This window comes from Lacibacter sp. H375, assembly GCF_037892425.1.
GTDB lineage: Bacteria > Bacteroidota > Bacteroidia > Chitinophagales > Chitinophagaceae > Lacibacter.
In genome coordinates this window covers 2,519,814-2,545,004 of the sequence record NZ_JBBKTT010000001.1, presented here as the reverse complement: position 1 = coordinate 2,545,004, position 25,191 = coordinate 2,519,814, and the positions used below count along the sequence as shown (strand labels likewise).

Sequence of the window (25,191 nt, the reverse complement as noted above, 5' to 3'; positions counted from 1 at the left end):
TTACTTTTTCTTTTTCAACAACTCCATTTCAATACAGGCTTGTAAGAAAGGGCCGATCGCTTTCAGATCATCATCTCTTCTCGGCTCGTTCACATAATACTCATACGTACCATCACGGTATGGAATGCCACCTAACCCTGCACCTGCAACTGCCTGTATAAAATGATACTGACCATTTGCATCTGTTGTTACAAATTCTTTGATCATGCCCTTGTATGCTTTTTGTAAAGACGCATTGAATGTTGCAGGCAGATAATTCATGCGGATGCCTTTTGCCAATGCAAACACAAACATGGCTGTGCCCGATGATTCGAGATAATTCTTTTCTTTATTCGCTTTATCAGTCACCTGCCACCAAACACCACTCTTTGCATCCTGGAATTTTACAATAGCACTTGAAAGACGATTAAGAATAGTGATCAATTCTTTTCTTCGTGGATGAGTAGGAGGAATAAAATCCAAGACATCCACCAACGCCATCATATACCAACCCATGCTGCGGCTCCAGAACTCAGGCGATACACCGGTTTGTTTATTTGCCCAGCCTTGCAGCTTACTTTCATCCCAGCCATGATACAATAAACCCGTCTTTGCATCACGACCATATTTCTCCATCCACACAAACTGGTTGATAATATCATTGAAATCCTGCTGTTGTTTATTTACGACAGCATACTCTGCATAAAACGGTTCGATCATATACAATCCATCGAGCCACATTTGTGAAGGGTATTTCAACTTATGCCAAAAACCCCCAGCTTTGTTACGTGGCTGAATGCTGATCTGGTCACGCAATGTTTGTGCAGCTATTTTATATTTCTCGTCTTTATACAATTCATACAAACGCAATAGTTGTCTTCCGGGAGGGATGTTATCACTATTGTATTCATCCATTACATACGTAAGGATCTTTCCATCGGCTGTAATAAAATGATCAACGATGTGTTTGGTATAATCAATATAGGTTTGATCATCCGTCATCTTCCACAAACGTTCAAAGCCCATCAGCACAACACCTATTTCATAATTCCAGTTTGCAGGCCGATCACCCGTTGGTAATTTATCCTGTTCCAAATGACTGGCATACTTTTTCACCACCATTGAATCTTTGTATTGCTTCATAATAGTGGCAGCCATTTGTTTGGCATATTCGATCTGCGCATTCGAATTGAATGCAACAACAAGCATCAGTAAAACAAGTATCTGTTTCATGTATGTTGATTTAATCTTTGTGCTCCTTTGTGTCTTCCTGTCTTTGTAGTTCAACGGGTCTTCTTCTCCAATAGTTCGCCAGCAAACTTCCGCTGATATTCATCCACGGGCTAAACACTGCAGCAGCCAAACCAACCGTTCCCAATTTCCCCATACTTCCTGCAATACCACTGGCCATGCCACCGTTTTGCAAACCTACTTCAAAGGCAATGGTGCGACTTGAGTTTTTATCCATTCCAAACAAGCGACTAAGCCAGTATCCAAAAAAGTAACCGGCTGCATTATGAACCACCGATGCAATGAATAGCAACACCCCAACCTTCATCAAATTTTCTCTGCCTGCTGCAGTTGTTACCGTTGTAAAATAAATAATACCAAACATTGAGATCAATGGCATAATGCTATCAAGCTTTGGAAACTTTACCCATAGCCAATGATATAACACACCGGCAATAACAGCACCTGCGAAAAAACCTGAGAGAGTTATACTTTGTAACAATCCCGCATCACTGATACTCTTGTGCAGGAAGAAAATAATCACAGCAATCCATGCCGCAGAAAAAACAGTAATGATGTTTACTTTCTTCTTCTGTGCTGTTGTAGCCCGTTTCAGAAAATCATGCAACAACGCTGCGCCAATAGGCACCAATACAATTTTGATGATCTCCATCATCATGTCTATAAATTTTATTTCGATCAATGTACCTGCCAACGTTTTCATCAGCAATGGTGTTAGCAGCGGAGCAACCAATGTTGCCATAGCTGTTACAATTACACTCAATACCAAATTCGCTTTTGCCAGGTACACCATAACATTACTTGCTAATCCGCTGCTGCAACTGCCGATTAAAATAATTCCCGCAGCAATCGCCGGTTCAAACTGAAAAACTTTTGTCAGTAACAAACCCATCAACGGCATAATAGAGAAATGACAAAACAATCCAACCAATACACCTTTGCCTGTTGATGCAAGACCGCTGAAATCTTTTAAACTCATATGCGTGCCCATGCCAAACATCACGAGTTGAATAATCACAAGGATCAATGTTTTATCTCTCAGATTTACGCCACCCCAATTTTTAAATGCTTCCGGGAAAACCATTCCTGCAACAACTGCCGCAATGATCCATGCCGTGTATTGATAACCTTTTAATGATGGCACTGAACCCAACCCGATTGCTAAACAAACTGCTGTTGCAATGGCGAAAGGTTTGTACAAAGCAGCATTCTGCATTGCAATGCCAACGAGCAACACAACTGCAGCAATGCCACTTAACAGTAAAAAAAGTTTACCCGAATTTTTCATTACAAGCAATCCCGTTATTTTATAATTGTTGCCAAGTATTCCATTGCAATCGGCGGACTTGCCAATATCGGCACTTTCTTTTCTGCTTCCGTCAATGTATCCACCACTCTTGCCATGCTTGCCTGCGCCAACACGATCACATCCACTTCGTTGGCTAATTGTTTTAACGCATCACCTACTTTCTTATCGTGTGTTGCTGCATCGCCGCTCATCAATGCTTCAAATGCACCTTCGCATAAAACTGATTTCAATTCAATTTCTTTTCCTGCAACAGCCGCTCTTCTTCTCACCAAATCGCTTGTAGGATTTAATGTTGTTGATAATGTTGCTACCACGCCGATCTTCTTTCCTGTTGCAACAGCTTTGTCGGCCATTGGTTGATCTACCCGCAAAACAGGCACTCCTGTTAATGTTGTTGCTGTTTCAACTGCAGGCCCGATTGATGAACAGGTGAATAAAATAAAATCTGCGCCTGCTTCCTGTGCTGATGCTGCATAGTTCACTACCCGTTTCGAAGTGTCGGGAGTAAGTTCATTACGTGCAATGGTATTCTTGATCAAACTGTCGTCTACAATGTTGAATACTTTTACGTTTGGCAAATATTTTTTACACAAGTCTGCAAACAAAGGCACCAACGTTGCCGATGTATGAACCAATCCTAATGTTTTTTGTGACATATTGCTTATGCTCCTTTTATTTTATGATTCCAATTTTTGTAGTTCTATTTAGCTTTCGTTGCGTCGCACTCTTGTGCTTTCAGATTCTTCATTCACCATTATAGCTCACCATTCAACAACACTCCAAAATAATTCTCTGCACCAACCTGACCGCCTTTAAAATTCACTTCCAGTCCATTTATCTTTTCATTTTTCGAATAAGCTTTGCACAACGGTGCACCGCTCACCAATGGAGCAATCATTTCAACCGCATCAATCTCCATTGCCCTCGCTGCATAACTGCTTGTATCGCCACCGGCCAATACCACACGTTTCACATTTGTATGCATCACTGCTTGCTTTGCAATGCTTCCCAATGCAGTACCCAATTTCTCAGATGATAGATTCTCCAGTTCTTTTGCACCTGTATGAACAATAACTTTCTTCTGCTCCTGCAACAACATCGCTACATGGCCTCCTATTGCAGCATCAACTGTGTTCTCATTTACAATTCTCACTGCATCCAGCACCACTTCTGCAAAACCATTTGCCTTGGCCAATTCAATTTGTGCAGCAGTAACAGGTGAGCAACTTCCTGATATCACCAATAATGATTCTGCTTTACCCGGATGTTTCCATTGCGTTTCAGGATTCAATATTTTCTTTTCATTCCAGTAATTGCCTAATGCCGCCTCCACGCTTGAGCCACCTACACTGAACAATGTTTTATTTTCTTCAAGTTGCGCCATCCACTCTCCGATCTTGATCAATTGTAATTCATCCATTACGTCAACCAATACAACTTCTTCATCTCTTATTGATTCAGCCCATCGTTTTATTGGTTGTTCAATGTGTGTAATATCGATCAATCCTATTGTTTTATTCGTTTGCTTACCAATATGCAATCGTAAATCACTTTCATCAGCCGGTGTTACCGGATGTTTACTCATCGATGGATGACGATCCAACCGATAAATATTTCCATTGCTGCCAATACCCATCCTTGCAAACAAATTCCCGAACACACAATATCTTCCAAGCGATGGCGCACCACCCAACATCGGTATCAGTTTATTCTGGAACACTTCAGCACCACAATCAATCGCTTGACCAATACTCCCAACCGCAGGCGATGAATCAAATGTAGAGCATACTTTATAATGCACATGCTTTGCGCTGCTTGCTTTCAACTGTTCAAATGCAGGAATCAATATCTCTTTCATTTGCATGGGCGATAATGATCTTGTTTTACCTGCTACACCAATTACATCCATTTGCGGAAACTGTTGCAACTGTTCTGTTGTTGGTGGCTCAATGAACAACACAGCCTTTGCACCGGCACGTGTAATAAATTCCAGTGCATCGGTACTACCGGTGAAATCATCGCCGTAAAAAGCAAGTAATATATTTTGATTGTTGTTCACTACTTCTTACCGAATTTTTCAACCGCTGCCGCAAATTCTTTATACAGCTTCGCTGCTTCTTCCAACGTCAATCCATCAACAGCTGCTTTCCATGCCTGTTGCAATGCCACCACACCTGCTGCTGCTCCCATTGGGTGCGCCATAATACCGCCACCGGCCATGTACAAGAGATCAACAGTTTTTGTTCTGCGATAGGTTTCAAATGCCTGTCCACCCCACTGGCCCGATGATACCACCGGCACAACCGTTTTATGATCGAACATTTTTGTTAAGCATGCTTCAATGGATGCCACCACACTATCATCGCTCTCCCAGAATTTATTTTGTATACCGTTGACATGCATTTGATCTGCACCAGCCAATCGCCATATTTTTTGATAGGCTTTATAGTCAATTCCCAGCAAAGGGTGTCTTGTCATCATACCCCAACCGTTGCGATGTGCATGAATAGCCAACTGTCGTTGATCCATGATTTTTTTTGCAGCTGCCAACCCAACGCTGTTAATACTGATCATGGCACAAGTGCCGCCACTCTTAACGATCTTCTCATAACGTTGCAGCATTTCATCTACTTCGCCACTGAGGTTGAACGCATACATTACTTTCTTACCTGTTTTATCTGCATGTGCATTAATGACATTCATCACCGCATCAACACGATCATTGAAATTTGAATTGGCAGATGAAGAAAGCAGTTCATCATCTTTTACAAAATCAATTCCTGCTTCAGCTAAAGTTTTCACCATCGAAGCAGTTTGCTCGACTGATAATCCGATCGATGGTTTGATGATGGTGCCGATCAACGGACGATCCTTTACTCCGGTTAATGTTCTGCAACCTTCAATACCAAATGCAGGGCCTTTGAAATGTTGGCCGAATGAGGCAGGCAATTCTATATCCATCAACTTCAAACCGGTGAACTGTGTGATCTCGTATAAATTTCCTTGTAAGGTTGAAACCATCACAGGAAGGTTATAACCGAAGTTTTCAATACTCCACGATACTTTCACAATGGCACGGCGGTACTTCCCATCCTTGCTTGATGCTCCGGGAATGGCTGGTTCATTCACGGTTTCCAATACATCAACCGATTCAACTCTTGCAGCAAAACGTTGTTTGAGTTCTTCGGTTTCGCCGGGCACTGCTACAAATGTTCCGGATGATTGCTCACCTGCCAATACCGCCGCTGCTTTTTCCGGCGCATACGGCGTTTCAATAAAATATGTTGCTGTAATCCGTTCCATGTTATGTTATCTCATTAAAGGCAACCAAACCGTCATATCCGTTTTTCCCCTGTTTGCCCAGGCATAGTAAGGAATGAGTTTTATGTCGACAGGTTTGAGTTTTGTATTTACTTCTTTGTACAATGTATTGTTCCATTGATTCTGATCAAGCAGTCTTGCTTCACCAGTTAATGCCATTACGTTCCCATTATCAATTTTCATTGCCACTGGTTGCAGTTTAATATTTGATGGAATCACTACATCAAATACTTTTTGTTGAGGCAAATCACTTGATTCAAGGCAATACACAACAGGTCCACGTTTCACCGTTACCTGGTTTCTTGTTTCTTCCACCAATGGATTGCTTTCGATCAATGTCGCAGGCATATCAAAAACCAATTCAATTTTATCACCGGCACTCCATTTTCTTCCTGCAATAACAAAGCCGCCATCTCTGTCTCTCACTTTCGGAAATGTGTTATTAATCTTCAACGTATACGCTTTACTCCAACCTGGTATGCGTAAGAAGATATTCACAGGTTTATCTGTAGCTTCTTTGATTGTAATCACAATCTTTCCATCCCAAGGGTAGTTCGTTGTCTGTTCAAGTTTGATCTTTGTACCATCATGCAATTCCGTAGCAAGTGTGTTGCCGCCATACATATTAATGTACAAACCTTTTTCGCCAATGCTGTACATGTAGCTGTTTACTTCTGCAATTGTGCGGACAACATTCGGCGGACAACAATTCGATTTGCTGATATAAGGCACTCTTCCACCTTCCCAACGCAAATGATATGGATAGTTCGTTGTTGCTGCCAATGGATTAGTATAAAAATATTTTGAACCGTCCATGCTTACACCGCTCAATACACTGTTGTATAAAGTGAGTTCAACAATATCTGCATACTTGCTTTCACCGGTTAATAAAAACATTCGCCAGTTCCATAACACATTACCGATGTTGGCGCAGGTTTCATTGTGTGCACTGAAGTTTGGCAATTGATAATCCCGTCCATAACTCTGATGTACTTTCTGAACAGTATCCGGCTTGTAAGCAGTACCATCCACACTAACACCATCATACAACGCACCACAACCTCCGGTTACATACATTTTTGTATTGATGACGTTATTCCACATTTTATTCAACGTGTTCATCAATGTTACGTCGCCTGTTTCGGCATATACATCGGCAACACCTGCAAACAAGTAGTTTGCACGTACTGCATGACCCACCACTTTGTTCATTTCACGGAAAGGTGCACGGTCGCTGTTATCATCTGTTCCTTCAACCGTACCACGAATGTTGATGAGATGAATAACAAGATCTAAATACTTTTTATCGTTTGTTGTGCGATACAATTCTGTTAAACCCATGTAATGCGAAGGACAAATCGCATTCCTTGCCAATTCAGGAGAGGCTGAACTATAAAAACCAATTAAGAAGTCAGCTGCTTTCTTTGCGATGTTGAGCAATGTTGCTTTCCCTGTTGCACGGTAATGCACGCAAGCCGCTGTCATTAAATGACCAAAGTTGTAAGCTTCAAAACTTAACTGGTCATCAAACATTTTTTCTTTACCTGATTTCTTTTGCTCAATAATATTCTTGGTATAGATATAACCATCGGTCTTTTGTGCTTTGCCAATTACATCAATCGCTTCATCCATCCATTTCTCCAATTGCGGATCTTTGGTTGTTGCATACATCGCTGCCACTGCTTCCAGTGTTTTATAAAAATCGCCATCATGAAAAGATGGACCACGGAAACGACCGGTATCTAAACCGGCAGCAACTCTGAAATTCTGAAATGAATAACAGATGTCTTTGCTGGTATAGGTTTGCCAAAGCTGCGGCAACATCGCATCACGACAAACAGCAAAACGTTCGGCCCAAAAACCTTTTGTCCACTGCACATCGCTCATGCCGACGCCAGTAAGTTTAGCGTAACTGCTGCCTTGCGTATTGACCAAACTTGTTTGTGCTGAAGTTTGATTCAGCACTAAAACTGTCAGTAACAAAATTGCACTTAGTCTTTTCATCTTACTGCGCTTTATAGTTGATTGTATATTCTGTTTCGGGTTTCACTGTGATCTCGTACATATCATTTCCTTTTACTACTGCTGTCACATTGTTGCCGGAAGGTTGTGTTTTACTTTTCAAACGGATGGTTCCTTCACCTGTTGCAGCTTTGATCTTCACCTGCTCTTTGCTTACATACAATTCAATGTCTCCGTTTGGTGTTGGCACTTTGCCTTGCATCCATTCAAGTCCGCCGAGATTTGGTTCAACAAGGTACGCCGCATAACCGGGCGCAGTTGGCTTTACGCCGAGATAATATTTTCCGAGCAAATACAACGGACTTGCACCCCACGCATGACATAAACTTTTTCCAAACTCCCTGCCATACATCGCATAATGTTCTGCTCCTTGTTTGGCTGGATTGTATTCTTCCCAGAAACTTGTTGCACCAAGCTTCAACATTCCTCCCCAATAGTCTTTCATTTCTTTCAGTACATAATTCTGTTCACCCAATGCACACAATGCTTCCAGTTCATAGAAACGCATGTACGGTGTGGTGATCTTCTGAATATTATTATTCAGCAGCACCGAATTTTTTACCGCTTGTTTTTGTTGCTGATTAAAATAATCGAAGAAGATGGAAAACATGTTTGCATAACGTGTTACATTTTCTGTTTGCTTTCCGTCAATGCGACTGTGCACCAAGGCCTGTTTCTGTTCGTTCCAATAAATATCAAAAAGTTTTTTACGCATATCAGCAGCCAACGCATTGTATTCTGTTACTGCATCTTTATCGTTGGCAATGTTGGCACAAAGAGCCATTGTTTCAAGACTGCGGGTCAATAACAATTGCTCAAAACTTACTTCACCTTTTTTGCTGAGACCTTCAGCCCAATCAATAAAGATCCAGTCGCCATTCATCCATTCCATCAAGCCATCTTTATTTCTTCTTGCCAAAACATAATCCATCATCGTTTTCATACGATCATAGTTCTGTGCAATAAATTTTTCATCACCTGTGTAGAGATAATAGTCATAAATGCCGAGGAACCAGTAAAAGGTATAATCCATGATGGTGTTGATATGACCAGTTACCGGATCTTTACCACGCAAGGCATAGCTTGTACGTTTTACTGTTTCGTTATCGAAGTACAGATAGTAGTTCATCAAATAACTTTGATACGCATCACCACTCCAAATCCAACGGTCACGTTTGATGCCATCAATGAAAAATTCTCTTGTATTTAATTCAAATGTATATTTCGCTACATCATAAATTCGATTGATCTCTTCATCGTTACAGGTGAAGCTTCCACGTTCTTTTACATCAGCATATTCATAAAGCATCGAAACCGAATCAAGCGTTACGCCTTCATCGTATTGCACATTCACAAAACGATAGGCTTTTGACAACTTAATTACCTGATCTTTCTTCAACTGATCGTTTACTTCCACTCTATCCAGCGTTTCGCAATGCTCTGTAGATAATGCTTCTTCTTCTGATTCGCCATAATACACCGATACTTTACCTTTCCCGGCAAGGCCATGCAATTGAATAAAACCAAATGTTTCCTTACCAAAATCTACCAGCATCGATTGCTTGCCTTTGGTAACAGATACTGCCTCTTGCTTTTTTGTGGGCAACATAAATTGCGAAGGCAATTGCGTTGGGGAATTAAAATTCGAACTTCCTGCATTTACCCATTTGGTAGCGGAGATGTCGGAGGCTTTGCCTGTTTCATCAATCCACTCTTTATCTTCAAAAGTTACAAGCCAGCTTGCATCCGATACTATTGTTTTTCCTTTTACATAAATAGCCGGCACATTGGCCTGGTTTAATACTTTTATATTGATCTTGTGTTTACCTGCAGGTACAACAATTTGTTTCGGACTTCCTTCAAATGCTTTGCCATCGAGCTTTACATTGTATTCGCCTTCTACATAAATGTCAACCGTTTCAGGCGAAGGCACATCAAACACTTTATGAAAATCCATAAGCACATAGTGGTTGTCAATTTTCCAAAAAACTGGAAAAAATGTGCCACGTTCGGTACGACGGTTTTGTACTTTATTGGCCAGTACAATTTCAAAATCACCGGGATACCATATCCATGTTGGAGCAGAAGAAGTATTCAATAAAAAAGAGTTGTTCATTGCTTCACGTTAATTGCTTCGCTGTTATTACTTCGTTTATTTGTTTGCGTTATTCAGGCAAAGCCTTATTCATTAAATATCCTCACCGTATCTTTCTTTCGTTATTTGTTGTAATGATTTGCCTTGGGTTTTTGGTGTCCAAATCGTTCCTATGATCAGTGCCACAAGCAGCAACCCGATCATAATGTAGGCTGCAGTGTAAAATCCTTCTCCGTTTTCGCCATAAATATTTACAAAACCAAATCCCCAAACCGCTGCAATGCTTCTAACCGCAAAGAACATAATGCCCTGAGCGGCTGCCCGGTATTTGGCAGGAAAAAGTTCCGAAGCCCAAAGCGCATAAAATGCCTGTACACTTATTCCGGCATGTATGCCCCAAAGAATAGTGAACGTCCAAAGCGCAAGATGATTTTTTATTCCTATAAAAATAAGAATGCACCAGGCCACTATACCAATCGTTGTACCGAAAACATAGAGCCAGCGTTGATTGACTTTGTCAACGAGCAATGCAAAGCCAAAATACGTTACTGCAATAATCACGATCCATTGTACTGCCGTGATCATATTGGCCTCCCCGTTGGAAAGGCCGCCTGCGGTTTCATAAATATGTTGTTGAAAGAAACCCATTACCGATGCCACCATATTCCAGCTAATGTAAATGCCAGCCAGGAAAAGCATGGTTCGGATATTCACTTTATTTGTAAAAAGGGTACCAAACGATGCGAAAACGCCGGGTTGCTTTTCTTTGGTTTGCAATTTTTTTGCTTCTTCCCAGTCTTTCGATTCATTTAGTTTCCGTTGCAAAGTCCATGCGATGAAAGCCACAACCAACAAAGAACCAAAAATAATACGGCTGCTAAATACATTGATTGCTTCAACGCTTGCATCGTTACCAATAAAGAACGCAGCGATTTTTTGTACGTAATCAAATAAGATACCGGCTGATGCATCGGCTTTGCCAGGAGCAAGCAGCATTCCCAACATTAAAATGATCATTGGCCCCACCCCCCAGGCAAACTGTGAAATACCCATATTCTTTCCACGATTACCCACTTCTGAATTTTCGGAAATATATGTCCATGAGGCAGGAACACCCACTCCCACTGAAATACCTGTAACCAGGAAACCTGTCAACAGCATGGGAAAATTAACGGTGAACATAATAATGACAATCCCCAGCATATACACAAGCATATTGTATGTATAAATGGTTTTTCGTCCGTACTTGTCGGCTAAGAAACCTCCGAAAATAGCACCAATAGCCGCACCAAAGGCGTTTGCGCTGATTGCATTCAGCCAACCAAGATGCCCTTCGTTAAGCCCGAGATAATTTTGCCAAAGAGTCAACCCGCTTGCGCCAGCCACAATGGCGCCAGCATCAAGATAGTTTGTGAGCGATACTGCGATCGTACTTTTTAAACTTCCTTTTTTATGTTCCATATTAATGTCCGTTAAAAATGATGTAGAGGGTTAGTATGACAAGCCCTAATAAAACAAACAAAATTTTTACCTGCTTATCTGTTTTTGGTAAAGGCGCTGTTTCTATCGCTGCAGTTACTTTGTTTCTATCTACCAATGAAATGATGATGGCTGCGACAAACAAAACAAGGAATATATAAAACGAGATGAGAAAATAATGCGGCCACCATGTATTTGTTCCTGTTGCTTCATCGGGAGGTAAGATCCACAAGTTGAGCATACCAACAAACAAGCTGAATGCAGATCCGACTGATAAAATTAAATTCACAGCGAGCCTGGTTGTGCGTTTCCAGAATACGCTCAATAAAAAAGTAACTGCCAGTGGCGGAGCAAGGTAACCCAGTATCGATTGAAAAATATCGAACAGCGTTTTACCTTTTACATTATCCAACGCAATAGCCATTAACACAGCTAACACACATCCGACGATGACCACAATACGTCCAACGTTAATCTGTTGCTTTACTGTGGCATTTTTATTCATGTTGTTTACATAAATATCTTTTGTAAACACAGTGCTCAATGCATTTAATGATGAACCAATGGTTGCAACCAACACAGCGATCAACACGCAAATCACCAAACCATTTAAGCCAGAAGGAAATAAATTGGTGACCATTGTCATGTAGGCTAATTTATCATCGGTTAGATCGGGGTATAAAGCAAAACACAAAATGCCGGGCAAAATAAACATCGGCAATGCCAATACTTTTAACCAGCCGATAAAGTTTACACCCAACTGTCCCTGTTTTAAATTCTTTGCGCCCAATACACTTTGCACCATACTTTGATCGGTACAGAAAAATGCAACTGCCGATACAGGATACCCCAGTAACAATGCATGCCATGGATAACCGGGATCGGATGCAGGATGAATTAAATTCCAGAAATGACTCGGCGTTTTATCAATCAAAGCAGTAATGCCACCAAGCTTTTGCAAACCGATAAACGTTAATGCCAGTGACACAATGATCAATAAGATCATTTGAAACACATTCACTTTTGCAATGGCTTTTAAACCGCCCATGTAGGTAAACAAACCGGAGAATGCAACGAGCACTATTGTTGATTGCCACATGGGGATGCCTAAAATTTGTCGAACCAAGATTCCTCCGCTGAATAAACCAAGACTCAACCAACTGATGAGAATTTTTATCAACGCATAACCTGCTAAAATATCCTGCGTGCTTTTGCCGTAACGTTTGCCCATGAACTCGGGCATAGTACTTACTTTACTTGCAATGTAACGTGGTGCAAACACCATTGCCAGCAGCGTTAAAAACACAAATGCATACCATTCAAAATTTCCACCCACAATACCTGCCGAAAAACCAATGCTTGCAAATGCAAGTAATGATGAAGGACCAACATTTGTTCCCCACATGTTGAAACCAATGTTGTACCAGTTGAGCGAATTGCCAGCCATGAACAGCGTTTCATCTTTTTTCTTGTTGCGGAAACTGGCGATATAACCAATAGCCAGCAAGGCAATGAGATAAATTGCTACAATGGCAAAATCAAGCGTTGTGAGTTTATTATAAATTTCGTTCATTTATTTTTTGTTACCTGCTTTAGTGCTTATAGCATCTTTGTTGTCTCACTCACTTCATCGTCTTGTTATCTATTCATCAATTATCTGAACCGGGATTCATGGGATGATTTTGATTTATAGGATTTAATTCCTTTTAATCCCACAAATCCAATAAATCATGGTTCTGATAAATGTCTTTGATCTTCACCGGCATACCTGTTTTCAAACTCTTATCCATTGCCTGCAACAATGCCACTGTCCCAATTCCTTCCTGCATGTTGGGATAAGCTGTAAAGTTTTGTTCAATAGAATCAGCGAAGTATTCCAAATAGTTTTGATACTCACCTGCATGATGACTTTGCCCTTCGAAACGGAAATAATATTTTAATGTGCTGTCGCCCCAATGAATAATTTTTTCTTCGCCTGTTTTGTCGGTGATGGAATAACGCAGCTCATGATAATCGGCCTGTGAAGCACCTAATGTACCACGCAGCACACAACTCATCCCACTGTCACGTTTTGTCGGTTGCGTTGGGCCTGTGTAACTTCCGCTCACTCTTGCAATTCGTCCATCAGTTGATTTGAAGATGAAGTGCATGGTATCTTCATTTTTCAATCCTGCAGTTTTTCCATTGCTGCTGATCATACCATAACCCATCACTTCTTCAATGTTTGGTAAATACCAACGAATAAAATCTACAGGATGACTTAAACCACCATACAACCATTTGAATGAATCTTCTAACGCCCATTTCTTTTCGAGGAACCAGCGATGATCTGCATTGTAATGACTTTCGATAGTGATGAGTTCACCAATCTCTCCTGCTTCAAAATCTTTGCGTTGACGTTTATATGGTTCGAAGAAGCGTGAGCTTTGTCCCACAAATACTTTTTTACCTGTTTGCTGTTGCAGTTCCAGTAATTCTTTTGCACGACTCAGATCATCAATAAACGGTTTGGTGCATACTACATGTTTACCATGCAGTAATGCCTGTTTAATATGATCGGCATGCAAATGATCAGGTGTATAAATGGCAATGATGTCGATCTCTGCATCGTTAAGCAGATCTTCGTAGTTGATTGTATAACTATTAAAATCAAATTCCTTGCAACGTTGTTTGCATAACTCTTCGTTACGATCGCAAATGATTTTGAGATGCAGTTTTTTGCTTTGCAAAGCTGCACTCATGGTACTGCGGCCTTCACCAACGCCTAAAATTCCGATAGTCAACATTCTTACTTCTATTTTACTTATGACTTAATACTTATAACTTTCCCAGGAACACCCACGTCTCGCCCTGCTTCGTTCCTTTAATTCCTTCCTGGTATTTCTTCATGATCTTATTCCAGTCATCCACCCGTGGATTATTGGCTGTTGTTCTTGGATTGAGCTTATCTAAACTCTCTCCTTTTGGAATACTGATCACCAACATCAACTGTCGTCCATTCCTGAACAACAACAACTGCTGAAAGTCGGCATTGCAAAATCCTTTGGATATCTCCGGCCATTTTTCAAATTGTGTGGCGTGATAGTTCAGGTATTCCTTCTGTAACTTTTCATCTGCCACAAGATTTGCTGTGAGGATGATATGTTCCCATTCTTTCGCAACTGTTTTATCAATGCAATGTTTTTTCTTGCTGTATTCGTAAAACATGTCATGGTACACTCTTACTTCTACTTCCGGAAAATTATTGGCGATCCTTCCCTGCATCACGCCGATGTCCTGCACTTTATCGAAGATGACATAATGATTCTGCCAATGATAAATAGCATTGCTGTCCATATTATTCTTTGCCAGCAGCTCTTTCAGCTTCAGTAAATTCAACTGCATGCCCTCTTTCACAACCAGTTCAATCACCTCGTTATGCTCTTCGTTGATAACCCCTGTCTTTGCAGTTTTGTGAGCGGTTAAATATTGAAAGCGTTTTTCCAGTCCGGCATTTTGTTTTACACTGTCATGCACTTGTGGACCATTATTGCTCCACACATTGCCCGGACCGTTGGCATTCTGTAAATATTTCTGTGAGGGTGTCCAGTTATTTTTTACTGTGAAATGCGATGAACCTTCATCTGTATAAATATAAAACCAGTGCGATGGCAAGTGAGCAAGAGGTGACTTATAAATACTATCGATGTAATTGTCTTCGATAACAGAACCAGGTTGTGCACTTAAAGTATAAATGCCTGCACAATCGTAATTCCATCTACCGTAATGATGAATCTTGTTAGCAACGATCCTGTTGTCCTTCATCATATTTTGTTCAGATGACCATCCCCAACCTAAACTGATACCACTGTACGATACGTTTTCAATTTCATTATGACGGATACTTGTTCTGCTCACAAAACCACAACCAATACCCACAGTGCCCCAATCTTCGTTGGTAGCATTTGTAATAAAATTATTTTCAATAAAAATCACATCGCATTTCTCTCTGTTATCTTTGGGATCAAAGGGCAAATGAATTTCTCTTCCTTCATCACCATAATTACCGGCGAGGATAGCCGTACCGCCAATATCGCTGAACAAATTATCTTTCGTCATGTTATCCTGCACCCCCTTTTTCAAATCAATACCTGTTGCTGCCAAATGAAGAAAAGAACAATTTTTAATTCGTGTACGAATGGCATAACTCAATTCAAATGCTGCCGCTTGTCGACCAACCCATGCCTGGTTATCTAATCCCGGTTTCTCTTTCGTGCCTGCAGGTTTTAATCGGTATGCTTCTGTCATAAACAAACCAACCTGGTGCGGCACATGTCCTTGTAATGATGGTCGCAGCCAACCCGTATGCTGAAATGAAATTCCATCAATCACTAAATTCTTAACCGGGTTATCAATTGTTCCTTCTACGCTGATCAATGTTTCTGTAAACGGCGCTACCACTTTTGCTGTTGCTAAATTTTCATTGCTGCGTGGCCAGTAATAAATTTTCTTATTCGCTACGTCTAAATACCATTCGCCGGGTTCATCTAAAAACTGAATTGCATTGGTTAAATAAAAAGCAGAGTTACCGGTTTCTTTACTCAGCCAGGGTGCAGGCCAGGGATGTTCGTTTTGTATGTTGCTTTCCGGTTGATGAAAAAACAACTTTGTACTGTCGCCCATCACCTGCACTTTCTTCACCCGCAGGTTAGCGATCTCCCACCACTGATGAATAAATAATTCAAGACCGTTTGCTTTTTCTAAGTTGATAAATGGAAGTGCTGGTATTACACAAGCTGCTTCTGCTTTGTTCCAGTTTAAAATACGCAGCATCACTTCTCCATTGGAAGATTTAGCTCGTACCGCTTTAGCATCGTTCACCCACAGCTGACGAAAATTAAAATCGCTTCCGTTTAACTGTGGTACATCCGCCATCCAAATTTTATTTTGATACTTCGCCTGCAAGCCATTGACAGAAGCAGTTACTTTCTTCCAATTACTGATTTGTACGCCAGCATTTAAAACAGGGTTTTCATTTGGAGCTGCTTCAATAAACGTGGTGCTTTCACGGGTGCCGCTATCTTCCGGCCTGATGACAATGGTTTCCAATACCTGGTAATTGCCGCCACGCAAAATAATATGAATACCATCTCTGATCGTTGCATCATTTAAACGGCGTAATTCTCTTGCTTTACGCAAAGCCATGTTGAGCGTTGCAAAAGGTTTTTCTTTTGAACCATCGTTGCGATCTGAACCATTGGGGGAAACATAAATTTCTGCAGCTGCCACAAATTGGGCAACCAGTAAAAAACAGATAAACAGGCAGGAGTGCAATCGTTTCATTCCAAATACAGTTGGCGCTTTCTAACCTGCCTCAAAAGCAGGCTTTTACGCTGATAAATGTACCCTTGTTTGCGCCCCTTAAAAATGTGTGTATTTGCTATAATGATGGACGATTTTCCTGTTTTGGGGCTCGCCGGGAAGTTGGCAAGGCTGGAAGAAAACAATTCAGCCCGGTAGCGCCCTGCTAAATGTATTACTCGCCTTGGAAAACCTTCTTCAAATAAGCCGTATTTGCTCCGTAATTAAACTTAGTATCGGAAGGTTTCTTTGCATCACGACTACGTTCAATCACCAACCAACCGCTCCAGCCAATTTCATCTAATGTACTTTTCACTTTGTACATGTCTATTTGCGGATCGTTCTCTAACCACACACTGTCTTTGTTGGTAGCATGGATTATGCTGATGCGGTCTTTGCCGAGAATTTTTATTTCGCTGATGAGGTCTCTTCCTTCTTTGAGCGGATTGGAGAAGTTGAAATAGATTTTGATGGCAGGTGAGCCGATCTGTTTCAGCAACTCCACTTCTTCCTTTGCAGTGAGTGAGGTTTCAATACCGATGATGACACCAGCTTCTTCAGCCAACTTACCTGCAACTCTTAAACGTGCAATCACCGAATCACGAATGGCAGGATTCTTCTTGATATCGCATTGTACTCCCAATGGCAGGAATGCATGTTTTACCTTCATCAAACTCATGGTTTTGATACAGTCTTCAATGCTGCGGATGTATTCTGCTCGTCCGCAAAAAGATTGTGCATAGTAACCCGTCATTGCCAAACAGAATATCTCAACGTTGTTTTCTTTGGCTGTTTGGATGAACTGATTACGCACACTGTCGATGAGCAATTGATTATCGAATGTGGGACGATTGCCCAATCCACCCATATCCACTTCGACTCCATCAGCTTTTAATTCAGCTGTAAGCGTGATAGCACCAAGCTTCTGGCGTTTGAGCAACATCAAATCGATCAAACCGATTTTATAGCGTTGATTGGTTCTCGCCTTTTCAATTTCTTCTGCAAATACTCTTTCTAAATTTTCAAACCCTTTTACTGCATGTGCAGGTAGTTTCTCTCCATTATCACCAAACACATACAAACTCTTCTCCGGCTCGATGGTAATTTTTGATTCATCTATTTTTCCATTTGCATCCTGGATGGCTTTAATATTTAAACCAAGATGTTTTGCCATGAACTCATATACCGGTGTACGTTTGGTAATTCCGAAATCATGTTTGTCTTGTGGAAGATGTACATTGGTTACATTTTCCTTTTTGTTGTACCAGCTATACATTGTTTGCAGATAAGGAAAATCATGTTCAGGCATTTTATCTGTCCAGTCGCCGCCATCACTTACAACCAACTGCGGACGAGGCGCTGCCATTGCAGCGATCTCTACATTGTTTGTGCGTCCCCCGCAAGCATGAATATTCATTCCGCTTTCACAAGGACAACCACCATAGAAATAAGATGACAAGGAAACAACAGGTGCAGATACTTTAATACGATCATCCAATGCCGTCATCAGCACAGTATGACTGCCGCCACCTGAGCCACCGGTGATGGCTACACGATTTGTGTCGGCATCTTTCTGCGCCAGTAAATAATCAAGAATGCGGATAGCACCCAATGCCTGTATGGTCATAGCCAAACTCCTGCGGTGATCTTCGATTTTGAATTGCAGTAACGATTCGCCCCATGCAAACAGATCGTAACTGAATGCCATGGCGCCCATCTTTGCCATTGCTGCACAACGGTATTGACAATCGGCACGGTAACGTTGTTTTTCCCAATGTCCATCGGGATTTAAGATGACAGGAATTTTACCTTTGTACTTTAATGGTTTGTACAACGATCCGTTGATCCACACACCGGGTAAAATTTCGATAGCGATATTTTCTACAGTGTAACCATCGAAGATGCGTTTAGCATTGATGATCGGCTTACTATTTGGTGCAGCAGGTAAATGATCTAACTGCAATGCTTCTTTTAAACAGGGTTTTAACTCTGCTTTTCGTTTCTCCCACTCTTCCACTGTTTTGTATTGCGCAGCGATACGATCCATTTCTGCCCAACCTTCTTCTACAGGCCAGCGGTAATATTCGTATGCACTCAGTTTGTATTGCTTGTCTTTTTCTTTCTTTACTTTTAATTCGAGTGGCTTCAGAATGTTATCAAGCGTTACTTCTACATCGGGACGATACTTCCATTCTGCATAGGTAACGGTTTTACCTTTCACCATGCTGTCAACAAACTTGATGGTAACACCGTATTTCTTTTGCACATCGTTTAATACTTCCTTTAACGGTTTGCTGTATTGATTGTCTGTATTAAGTTGTGCAGTTGAGTTGACCCACAGAGACACGAAGGCACAGAGAAGCACGAAGGGTTTCACGCAAAGGCGCAAAGGTGCAAAGGCAGGTTGTGCTTTCACTGCTGAATGCTGAACAGAATGTACAAGAGTGCGACGCAACAAAAGTATCATAGAAGTACTCTTGTTGGTAACATTATCAACTATCATTTTCATAATTATCCATTTAAAGATGCCTGTTTGCTTTCCAACTACTGTACAACAAATTTGGTTCGAGTACAGGTTTCGGGAAAAATAAACTGGCGATATATCCCACCACAATCACGACGAGATGACTGTAAACACCCAACATGAGTTTGTGATGTGTGAAATTAAAATTACCTAAATCGAGTAAGAATTTGGGATTCTTTACACCAACGGGAGTGCTTGTGAGAAAGGCCCATGCCGTAAACAAAATACAGGTGATGATACCAATGTTGACACCTTGGCGATTGGCTCTTGCACTAAACAAACCCAAAAGAAAAATACCAACGATGCCACCGGAAAAAATTGCATAGATGGTGAAGATAACACCAAGCACACCTTCGTTACCTGCCAGCAAATAAAATGCACCGATGGCAATGGATAACAAACCCGAAAACACAACAAAGGCCTTACTGGTGTAGAGATATTGCTGATCTGTTTTACCCGGACGAAGCTTCTTATAATAATCTTCCATGCCAACAGCAGCAAGCGAATTAAGATCGGCACTAAGACTACAGATAGCCGCCGATATCAATGCAGCCACAATAAAACCAATGACACCTGTTGGCAACTGTGTCATAATAAAATGCGGGAACACTGCTTCTGCTTTCATACCATCAGGTAATGGATTCTGTTTATAAAAAACAAACAACGCTGTACCGATAAACATAAAGATGGTCCAGATAGGAACTGTGAGTGAGATGCCAAGCAACGATGCTTTCTCTGCAGCCTTATCTGTTTTTGCAGTGAGATAACGTTGCACAACTGTTTGATCGGTTCCGTATTTCTGAATAGCATAAAACGATCCGTTGATGATCATCACAACCAATGTAAGTTCTGTAAACTTAAAATCGTATGGACCAAAACCTGTGCGGTTATTTTCTGTTGCAACCTTTATTGCTTCTGGTATGCCGCCTTTGATAGATAATAAAATTACCACCAAGCAAATGATACCACTGGCGAATAACATGAACCCCTGGAACACATCGAGCCAGATAACGGCCTGCATCCCCCCTTTTAAATTCACCATCACCAATACGAACCCAACTACTGCAAGAATAATGAACGGACTGATGTTTGTCATTTCATGAATGGCCACTGCAATTAAAAACAATACTGTGCCCATGCCAGCAAACTGGCGAATAATAAAAGAAGAGGAACTATAATAACGTGCAAAGCCGCCAAAACGTTTTTCAAAATATTCGTAAGTACTAAGACCAATTACTTTGCGAAAGAGTGGCACAATAAACCAGATGGTTCCCAGCAAAACGATGGGCACCATTAACCCTTGTACCAATAAGATCCAGTTGCTTGCATAACCTTGTGCAGGGTACCCAAGAAAGGTTACACTGCTGATGAGTGTAGAAAGTAATGAAAGACCCAATGCCCATGAAGGAAAGTTTCCTTTTGAAAGAAAAAATTTCTCGGTTGTGTTTTGCCTGTTTGCAAACCGGAAGCCGAGATAAAGTGTGACTCCCAGTACAACAAGGATGATGAAATAATCAATAAAATGTAAATGGTCCATTGGCAAGTTCGTTGGGTTGCTCACAGATTGCTCTGATTTACACAGATCATTCTTCGTGAGTTTTATTTGAATAGTTGTTTTATCTCGTTGCTTAATTCGTAACTACCGGGTTTAACCGTTATGTATAATTCTCCTGCTTTCATCCGCACAACTCCTCTTGCTAATTCATTTACCGGTGAAAGTTTCTTGATACCCAGCTCCTGTAAAATGGCTGTTGCTGTTGATCCACCTTCGATAAACAATTCGCTGATCTTGCATTGTTCAACAACTGCTTTCACTGCTTTTGCCATGATGCTTCGCAGATCGGCAGCCGATGTATCTGACGGAATTGTATCACTGTTCAATGCAATGATGGCTTTTTGTTTTTGTTCAAGTACATCTTTGCATCGCTGCAACCACGCAGGATCATCAACTCCACTTTCAATCATCTGCTTCGTGATATATAAAACAGTCTTGTTCTTTTCATCAACCTTTTTGATGTAATTCACCGATTGATCGTAAGCTGTACCGCACACATATAAAAAAGGAAGCTGCAAATCCGGTTGTTGCTGTTTTACTTCTTTGAATTGTATATTGAGCAATGCTGTATAAAAATCTCCTGCACCTGCTAAAACAAAACTTTCATCCAGTTTGCCAGCCCATGCCTGCACATCTGTTTCGTTTTCTGCTTCACTAACAACGATTCCGTTTGCTGGCAATACATCAGTATGCCTCAACACATTTATCGTTTCATTTTTCAAGATCGATTTCACCGACGAATGACTGATGGGAAACTCTGGATCAGCTGCAAAACCTGTTTCGCTGATGAGTTTTCCCTGTACATAATATTTTCCGTTACTGATGGTTCTTCCCAATGTTGGATTTGCAGGAAGTATAAACGCTTTTGTTTTCAGCATCAACTGCATCTGCAGTTTCAGTTCATCCAATACATAGCCACGTAAAACCGAATCGATCTTTTTATAAACAAGTGTTGGATTTAGCTGCAACACTCGCTCAATGGCTGCTGCTGTCTTTGCTAATGCAGCAGTTTTATTCAAAGAGCGACTATCTGTTGATACAATCAACACATCGGCATCTGTTAAAGCAACATCACCGGTACATAATTCTACTTTCAGTCCGTAACGCAGACTGATGCCGGCTAATTCAGCTGCCCCTGTAAAATCATCGGCTATAACTGCAATCATATGATGAGTGAACAGTGATGAGTGATGAGTGAGCCACTCATTACTCATCACTCATTATTTGTGTTTACTTAGTTGCACCGCACTTTCAATTGCCAATATCATTGCATCGGCGCTGGCAATGCCTTTCCCTGCAATTTCAAATGCAGTACCATGATCAACTGATGTACGGATGATTGGCAAGCCCAAAGTAATGTTCACACCTTTCACACTATCCATCTGTTGTTTTTCTGCATTCCATTTGAAACCTGCGAGTTTGAAAGGAATATGTCCCTGGTCATGATACATCGCTACAACTCCACCATACGCACCCATTGCTGCTTTTGCAAACATGGTATCGGGCGGAACAGGTCCTTCGACATCATAACCTAAGTTTCTTGCTTCGAGTACTGCCGGTAAAATTTCTTCATCATCTTCAGTTCCAAACAAACCACTATCACCTGCATGCGGATTTAATCCCGCTACTCCTATTTTCAAATTTGTTTTGCCTAAACGTTTCAATCCATCGACGATCAATTCGATCACCTGCACAATGCGTTCTTTCTTTACAAGATCACAAGCTTGTCTGAGTGATACATGCGTACTTACATGAATCACATTGATGTTATCTTCCACGAGCAACATTGCATATTTCTTTGTGCCAGTATAATGCGCATAGATTTCTGTATGACCTGCATAATGATGACCGGCTTCGTTGATGGATTTTTTGTTGATGGGACCTGTTACTGTTCCATCAACTTCTTTTGCCAATGCTAATTCAATTGCTTTCTTAACAGCCTGGAATGATGCTTCGCCACACATGGCGTTGATCTTTCCAAATTCAAGCTTTGTTATATCGGCGATGCCAAGATCGTATACATCAATTGTTCCCAATTCAAATTTTGCATCGGCACATTTTGAAACAGCATTCACTTTTGCATCCAATTTCAACAAATCAATGATCTGTTGAAATACTACTGCATCACCAACAAGAATTGGCTTGCAGATGGCGTGAATCTCTTTTTGCAATAATGCTTTTACTGCAATCTCGGGACCGATGCTTGCAGGATCGCCCATGGTAACGGCTAAAATTGGTAATGAACTCATAACTACTTATCCTCTTATTTCTACGTACGATTGAATTAATTTTTGTTTCTCTTCTTCTCCTAATGATTGCAAGGGCGGCATCACCACATCTTCACACAAACCTTTATGCTGCATCAATACTTTCAATGCCCACAAACTTTCACCTAATGTCTTTCCGCTTTGGTATAAGTTGCCGTACACATCACTGAGCTTTTGCATTTCAAATGCTCTTGTATGATCACCTGCATCAACAGCCTTTTCCATTTCATCATAGATCTCCGGCATTAAATTCCCTGTGCTCGGTATCAATCCATCACTACCACCAATCAATGCTTCTGCAGATTTTGCTGCCCAACCAAGGAAATGACCAAAGTCTTCTCTGTCTTTCCACAAGGCTAATGATTGCGCCAAACGTTCATCACTGCGTTCTGAATCTTTGGTAGCAATGATGTTTGGATGATGACTAAGTTCATCGATCAACTGCAACGGAATACTCATATGCGTAGTTGCAGGAATATTATAAATGATCAATGGTAATGGAACCGCATCTGCCAATGCTTCAAAATAATTCTTCATCTGCGTTTCGGTTAACGCATAATAAGAAGGTAAAGTTGTAGCAACAGCATCTACTCCATTGTCGGCACAGAACTTTGCAAACTCAATTGACTCACTAACTACGTTCGATGAAATACCTGCGTATAAAACAGTTCCGGCTTTCTTATGCTTTGCTGCTGATTTTAAATACTGCTCCTTTATATCAGCAGATAAGGAGGCTGACTCTCCTGTTGTACCAAGTATAAATGGAGAAATGTTATGCGTATAAAATTGTCCGAATATTTTTTCTACTGCTGCATCATCGATCTGCAACGATTTAGTTAACGGTGTTATCACCGGAACAATCACACCACTAAATTTTTTATTCTTCTTCATCAAAATGCAGATTTAAAAATGCTCACCGCATCCTGTTCTGTAATTTCTCTTGGATTATTTTTCAGCAGGCGCTGGATTTTCATCGCTTCCATCGCCATTTGCGGAATCGTTTCTTCTTTCACTCCCACTTCTCTTAACGTTGTTGGTATGCCGCAGGCCTTGTTGAGTTCTTTTATCTTCTCTACTCCTGCTTTGGCGGTCGTCCAAACATCATCTTCACGAGTACATCCTAATGCAACAGCCACATCAGCATAACGATCTGCCGAAGAAACAATATTGTACTCCATCACATAAGGCAACAATACCGCATTGGATAAACCATGAGCCAAATGATACATACTTCCCAATGGATACGATAATGCATGCACCCCTGCTGTATTCACCGGGCCTAAACAAAAGCCGCCATACAAACTGCCCATTGCTACTTTCTCTCTTGCTTCAACATTGCTTCCATCTTTCACAGCAGTAACAATATTAGCTGCGATCAATCGCATGCCTTCGTATGCAAAGAGATCAATAAACGGTTGTGCAAACTTGTTGGTATATGCTTCGAGACAATGAGTTAATGCATCCATGCCTGTTGCTGCAGTAATTGCAGGCGGAACAGAAACAGTCAATAACGGATCTACATACACAATATCAGGAACAAGAAACGGACTGATAATTCCTTTCTTCTGGTTATCTGCATCATCAACCAATATTGCATTAGGCGAAACTTCGCTACCAGTTCCCGAAGTCGCAGGCACACAGATGAGTTTCTTTTTTCTTCCCTTCAACAAACCAATGCCCACATAATCTCTTAACTGTTGTTTATTCTCTAATTGCGCAGCAACAAGCTTGGCTATATCCAACACACTGCCTCCGCCAATACCAATCACCACATCCGGATTGAATGGTGACACTTTCTTCATCAACGTTTCAAAATCACCGAATGAAGGTTCGGCAACAATGGATGTATCAACCATTACTTCAATTGACTCCTGTTTAAATGATAATACAAACGGATCGATCGTATTTAACAACGGAGTAATCGTAGCAATAAAAACTTTCGTTGGTTTCATCTCGAGCACATCAGCAGCAAGCTGACGCAACGTTCCATTACCAACTACAAGCTTTCCTGGAAAAATAATTTTAAATGCAGGAACAGACATAAACGAT

17 protein-coding genes are annotated in these 25,191 nt (G+C 41.0%); all 17 read right to left on the bottom strand.

The window, feature by feature from the left end; translation table 11 throughout:
• The 17 genes from WG954_RS11145 to WG954_RS11065 all read right to left on the bottom strand — a co-directional run bounded on the left by WG954_RS11145 (position 1) and on the right by WG954_RS11065 (position 25,184).
• Positions 1 to 1,212, bottom strand: a complete 1,212-nt coding sequence (locus WG954_RS11145; protein ID WP_340436455.1) for a glycoside hydrolase family 88/105 protein — start codon at positions 1,210 to 1,212, stop codon at positions 1 to 3.
• A 10-nt stretch (positions 1,213 to 1,222) separates the two neighbouring features.
• On the bottom strand, positions 1,223 to 2,518 hold the full coding sequence (locus tag WG954_RS11140; protein WP_340436453.1) for a bile acid:sodium symporter family protein: 1,296 nt from the start codon (positions 2,516 to 2,518) through the stop codon (positions 1,223 to 1,225).
• A gap of 14 nt (positions 2,519 to 2,532) precedes the next feature.
• The gene (locus tag WG954_RS11135; RefSeq protein ID WP_340436451.1) at positions 2,533 to 3,195 is read right to left on the bottom strand and encodes an aspartate/glutamate racemase family protein; all 663 of its coding nucleotides are present in this window, start codon (positions 3,193 to 3,195) and stop codon (positions 2,533 to 2,535) included.
• A gap of 98 nt (positions 3,196 to 3,293) precedes the next feature.
• Positions 3,294 to 4,598, bottom strand: a complete 1,305-nt coding sequence (locus tag WG954_RS11130) for a four-carbon acid sugar kinase family protein (protein WP_340436449.1) — start codon at positions 4,596 to 4,598, stop codon at positions 3,294 to 3,296.
• Positions 4,598 to 5,842 carry a ribulose-bisphosphate carboxylase large subunit family protein gene (locus tag WG954_RS11125; RefSeq protein ID WP_340436447.1) on the bottom strand — a complete coding sequence of 415 codons (1,245 nt, stop codon included), beginning with the start codon at positions 5,840 to 5,842 and terminating at the stop codon, positions 4,598 to 4,600. Before WG954_RS11125 ends, WG954_RS11130 begins: the two co-directional genes overlap by 1 nt.
• Positions 5,843 to 5,848: 6 nt before the next feature.
• The gene (locus tag WG954_RS11120; protein WP_340436445.1) at positions 5,849 to 7,864 is read right to left on the bottom strand and encodes an aceric acid hydrolase; all 2,016 of its coding nucleotides are present in this window, start codon (positions 7,862 to 7,864) and stop codon (positions 5,849 to 5,851) included.
• A 1-nt stretch (position 7,865) separates the two neighbouring features.
• Entirely contained in the window at positions 7,866 to 9,998 is a 2,133-nt protein-coding gene (locus WG954_RS11115) for an alpha-L-rhamnosidase-related protein (RefSeq protein ID WP_340436443.1), read from the bottom strand.
• A gap of 72 nt (positions 9,999 to 10,070) precedes the next feature.
• Complete coding sequence (locus WG954_RS11110; RefSeq protein WP_340436441.1) at positions 10,071 to 11,438, bottom strand: MFS transporter; 1,368 nt, start codon at positions 11,436 to 11,438, stop codon at positions 10,071 to 10,073.
• A gap of 1 nt (position 11,439) precedes the next feature.
• A complete protein-coding gene (locus WG954_RS11105; RefSeq protein ID WP_340436438.1) occupies positions 11,440 to 13,029 on the bottom strand; it encodes a sodium:solute symporter family transporter in 1,590 nt (529 codons plus the stop codon).
• A 133-nt stretch (positions 13,030 to 13,162) separates the two neighbouring features.
• Positions 13,163 to 14,242, bottom strand: coding sequence for a Gfo/Idh/MocA family protein (locus tag WG954_RS11100; protein ID WP_340436436.1), 1,080 nt, complete (start codon positions 14,240 to 14,242; stop codon positions 13,163 to 13,165).
• Between the two features lie 31 nt (positions 14,243 to 14,273).
• The gene (locus WG954_RS11095; protein WP_340436434.1) at positions 14,274 to 16,778 is read right to left on the bottom strand and encodes an L-rhamnose mutarotase; all 2,505 of its coding nucleotides are present in this window, start codon (positions 16,776 to 16,778) and stop codon (positions 14,274 to 14,276) included.
• A gap of 193 nt (positions 16,779 to 16,971) precedes the next feature.
• The gene (locus WG954_RS11090; protein WP_340436432.1) at positions 16,972 to 19,305 is read right to left on the bottom strand and encodes a sugar phosphate isomerase/epimerase family protein; all 2,334 of its coding nucleotides are present in this window, start codon (positions 19,303 to 19,305) and stop codon (positions 16,972 to 16,974) included.
• A 10-nt stretch (positions 19,306 to 19,315) separates the two neighbouring features.
• Positions 19,316 to 20,857 carry a sodium:solute symporter family protein gene (locus tag WG954_RS11085; RefSeq protein WP_340436431.1) on the bottom strand — a complete coding sequence of 514 codons (1,542 nt, stop codon included), beginning with the start codon at positions 20,855 to 20,857 and terminating at the stop codon, positions 19,316 to 19,318.
• Between the two features lie 62 nt (positions 20,858 to 20,919).
• Complete coding sequence (locus WG954_RS11080; RefSeq protein ID WP_340436429.1) at positions 20,920 to 22,089, bottom strand: four-carbon acid sugar kinase family protein; 1,170 nt, start codon at positions 22,087 to 22,089, stop codon at positions 20,920 to 20,922.
• Between the two features lie 6 nt (positions 22,090 to 22,095).
• Complete coding sequence (gene pdxA / locus WG954_RS11075) at positions 22,096 to 23,124, bottom strand: 4-hydroxythreonine-4-phosphate dehydrogenase PdxA (RefSeq protein WP_340436427.1); 1,029 nt, start codon at positions 23,122 to 23,124, stop codon at positions 22,096 to 22,098.
• Between the two features lie 6 nt (positions 23,125 to 23,130).
• Positions 23,131 to 24,033: a dihydrodipicolinate synthase family protein gene (locus tag WG954_RS11070; RefSeq protein ID WP_340436425.1), complete on the bottom strand. Its 903-nt coding sequence runs from the start codon at positions 24,031 to 24,033 to the stop codon at positions 23,131 to 23,133.
• Positions 24,033 to 25,184, bottom strand: coding sequence for an iron-containing alcohol dehydrogenase (locus tag WG954_RS11065; RefSeq protein WP_340436424.1), 1,152 nt, complete (start codon positions 25,182 to 25,184; stop codon positions 24,033 to 24,035). Before WG954_RS11065 ends, WG954_RS11070 begins: the two co-directional genes overlap by 1 nt.
• Between the last annotated feature and the right edge of the window lie 7 nt (positions 25,185 to 25,191).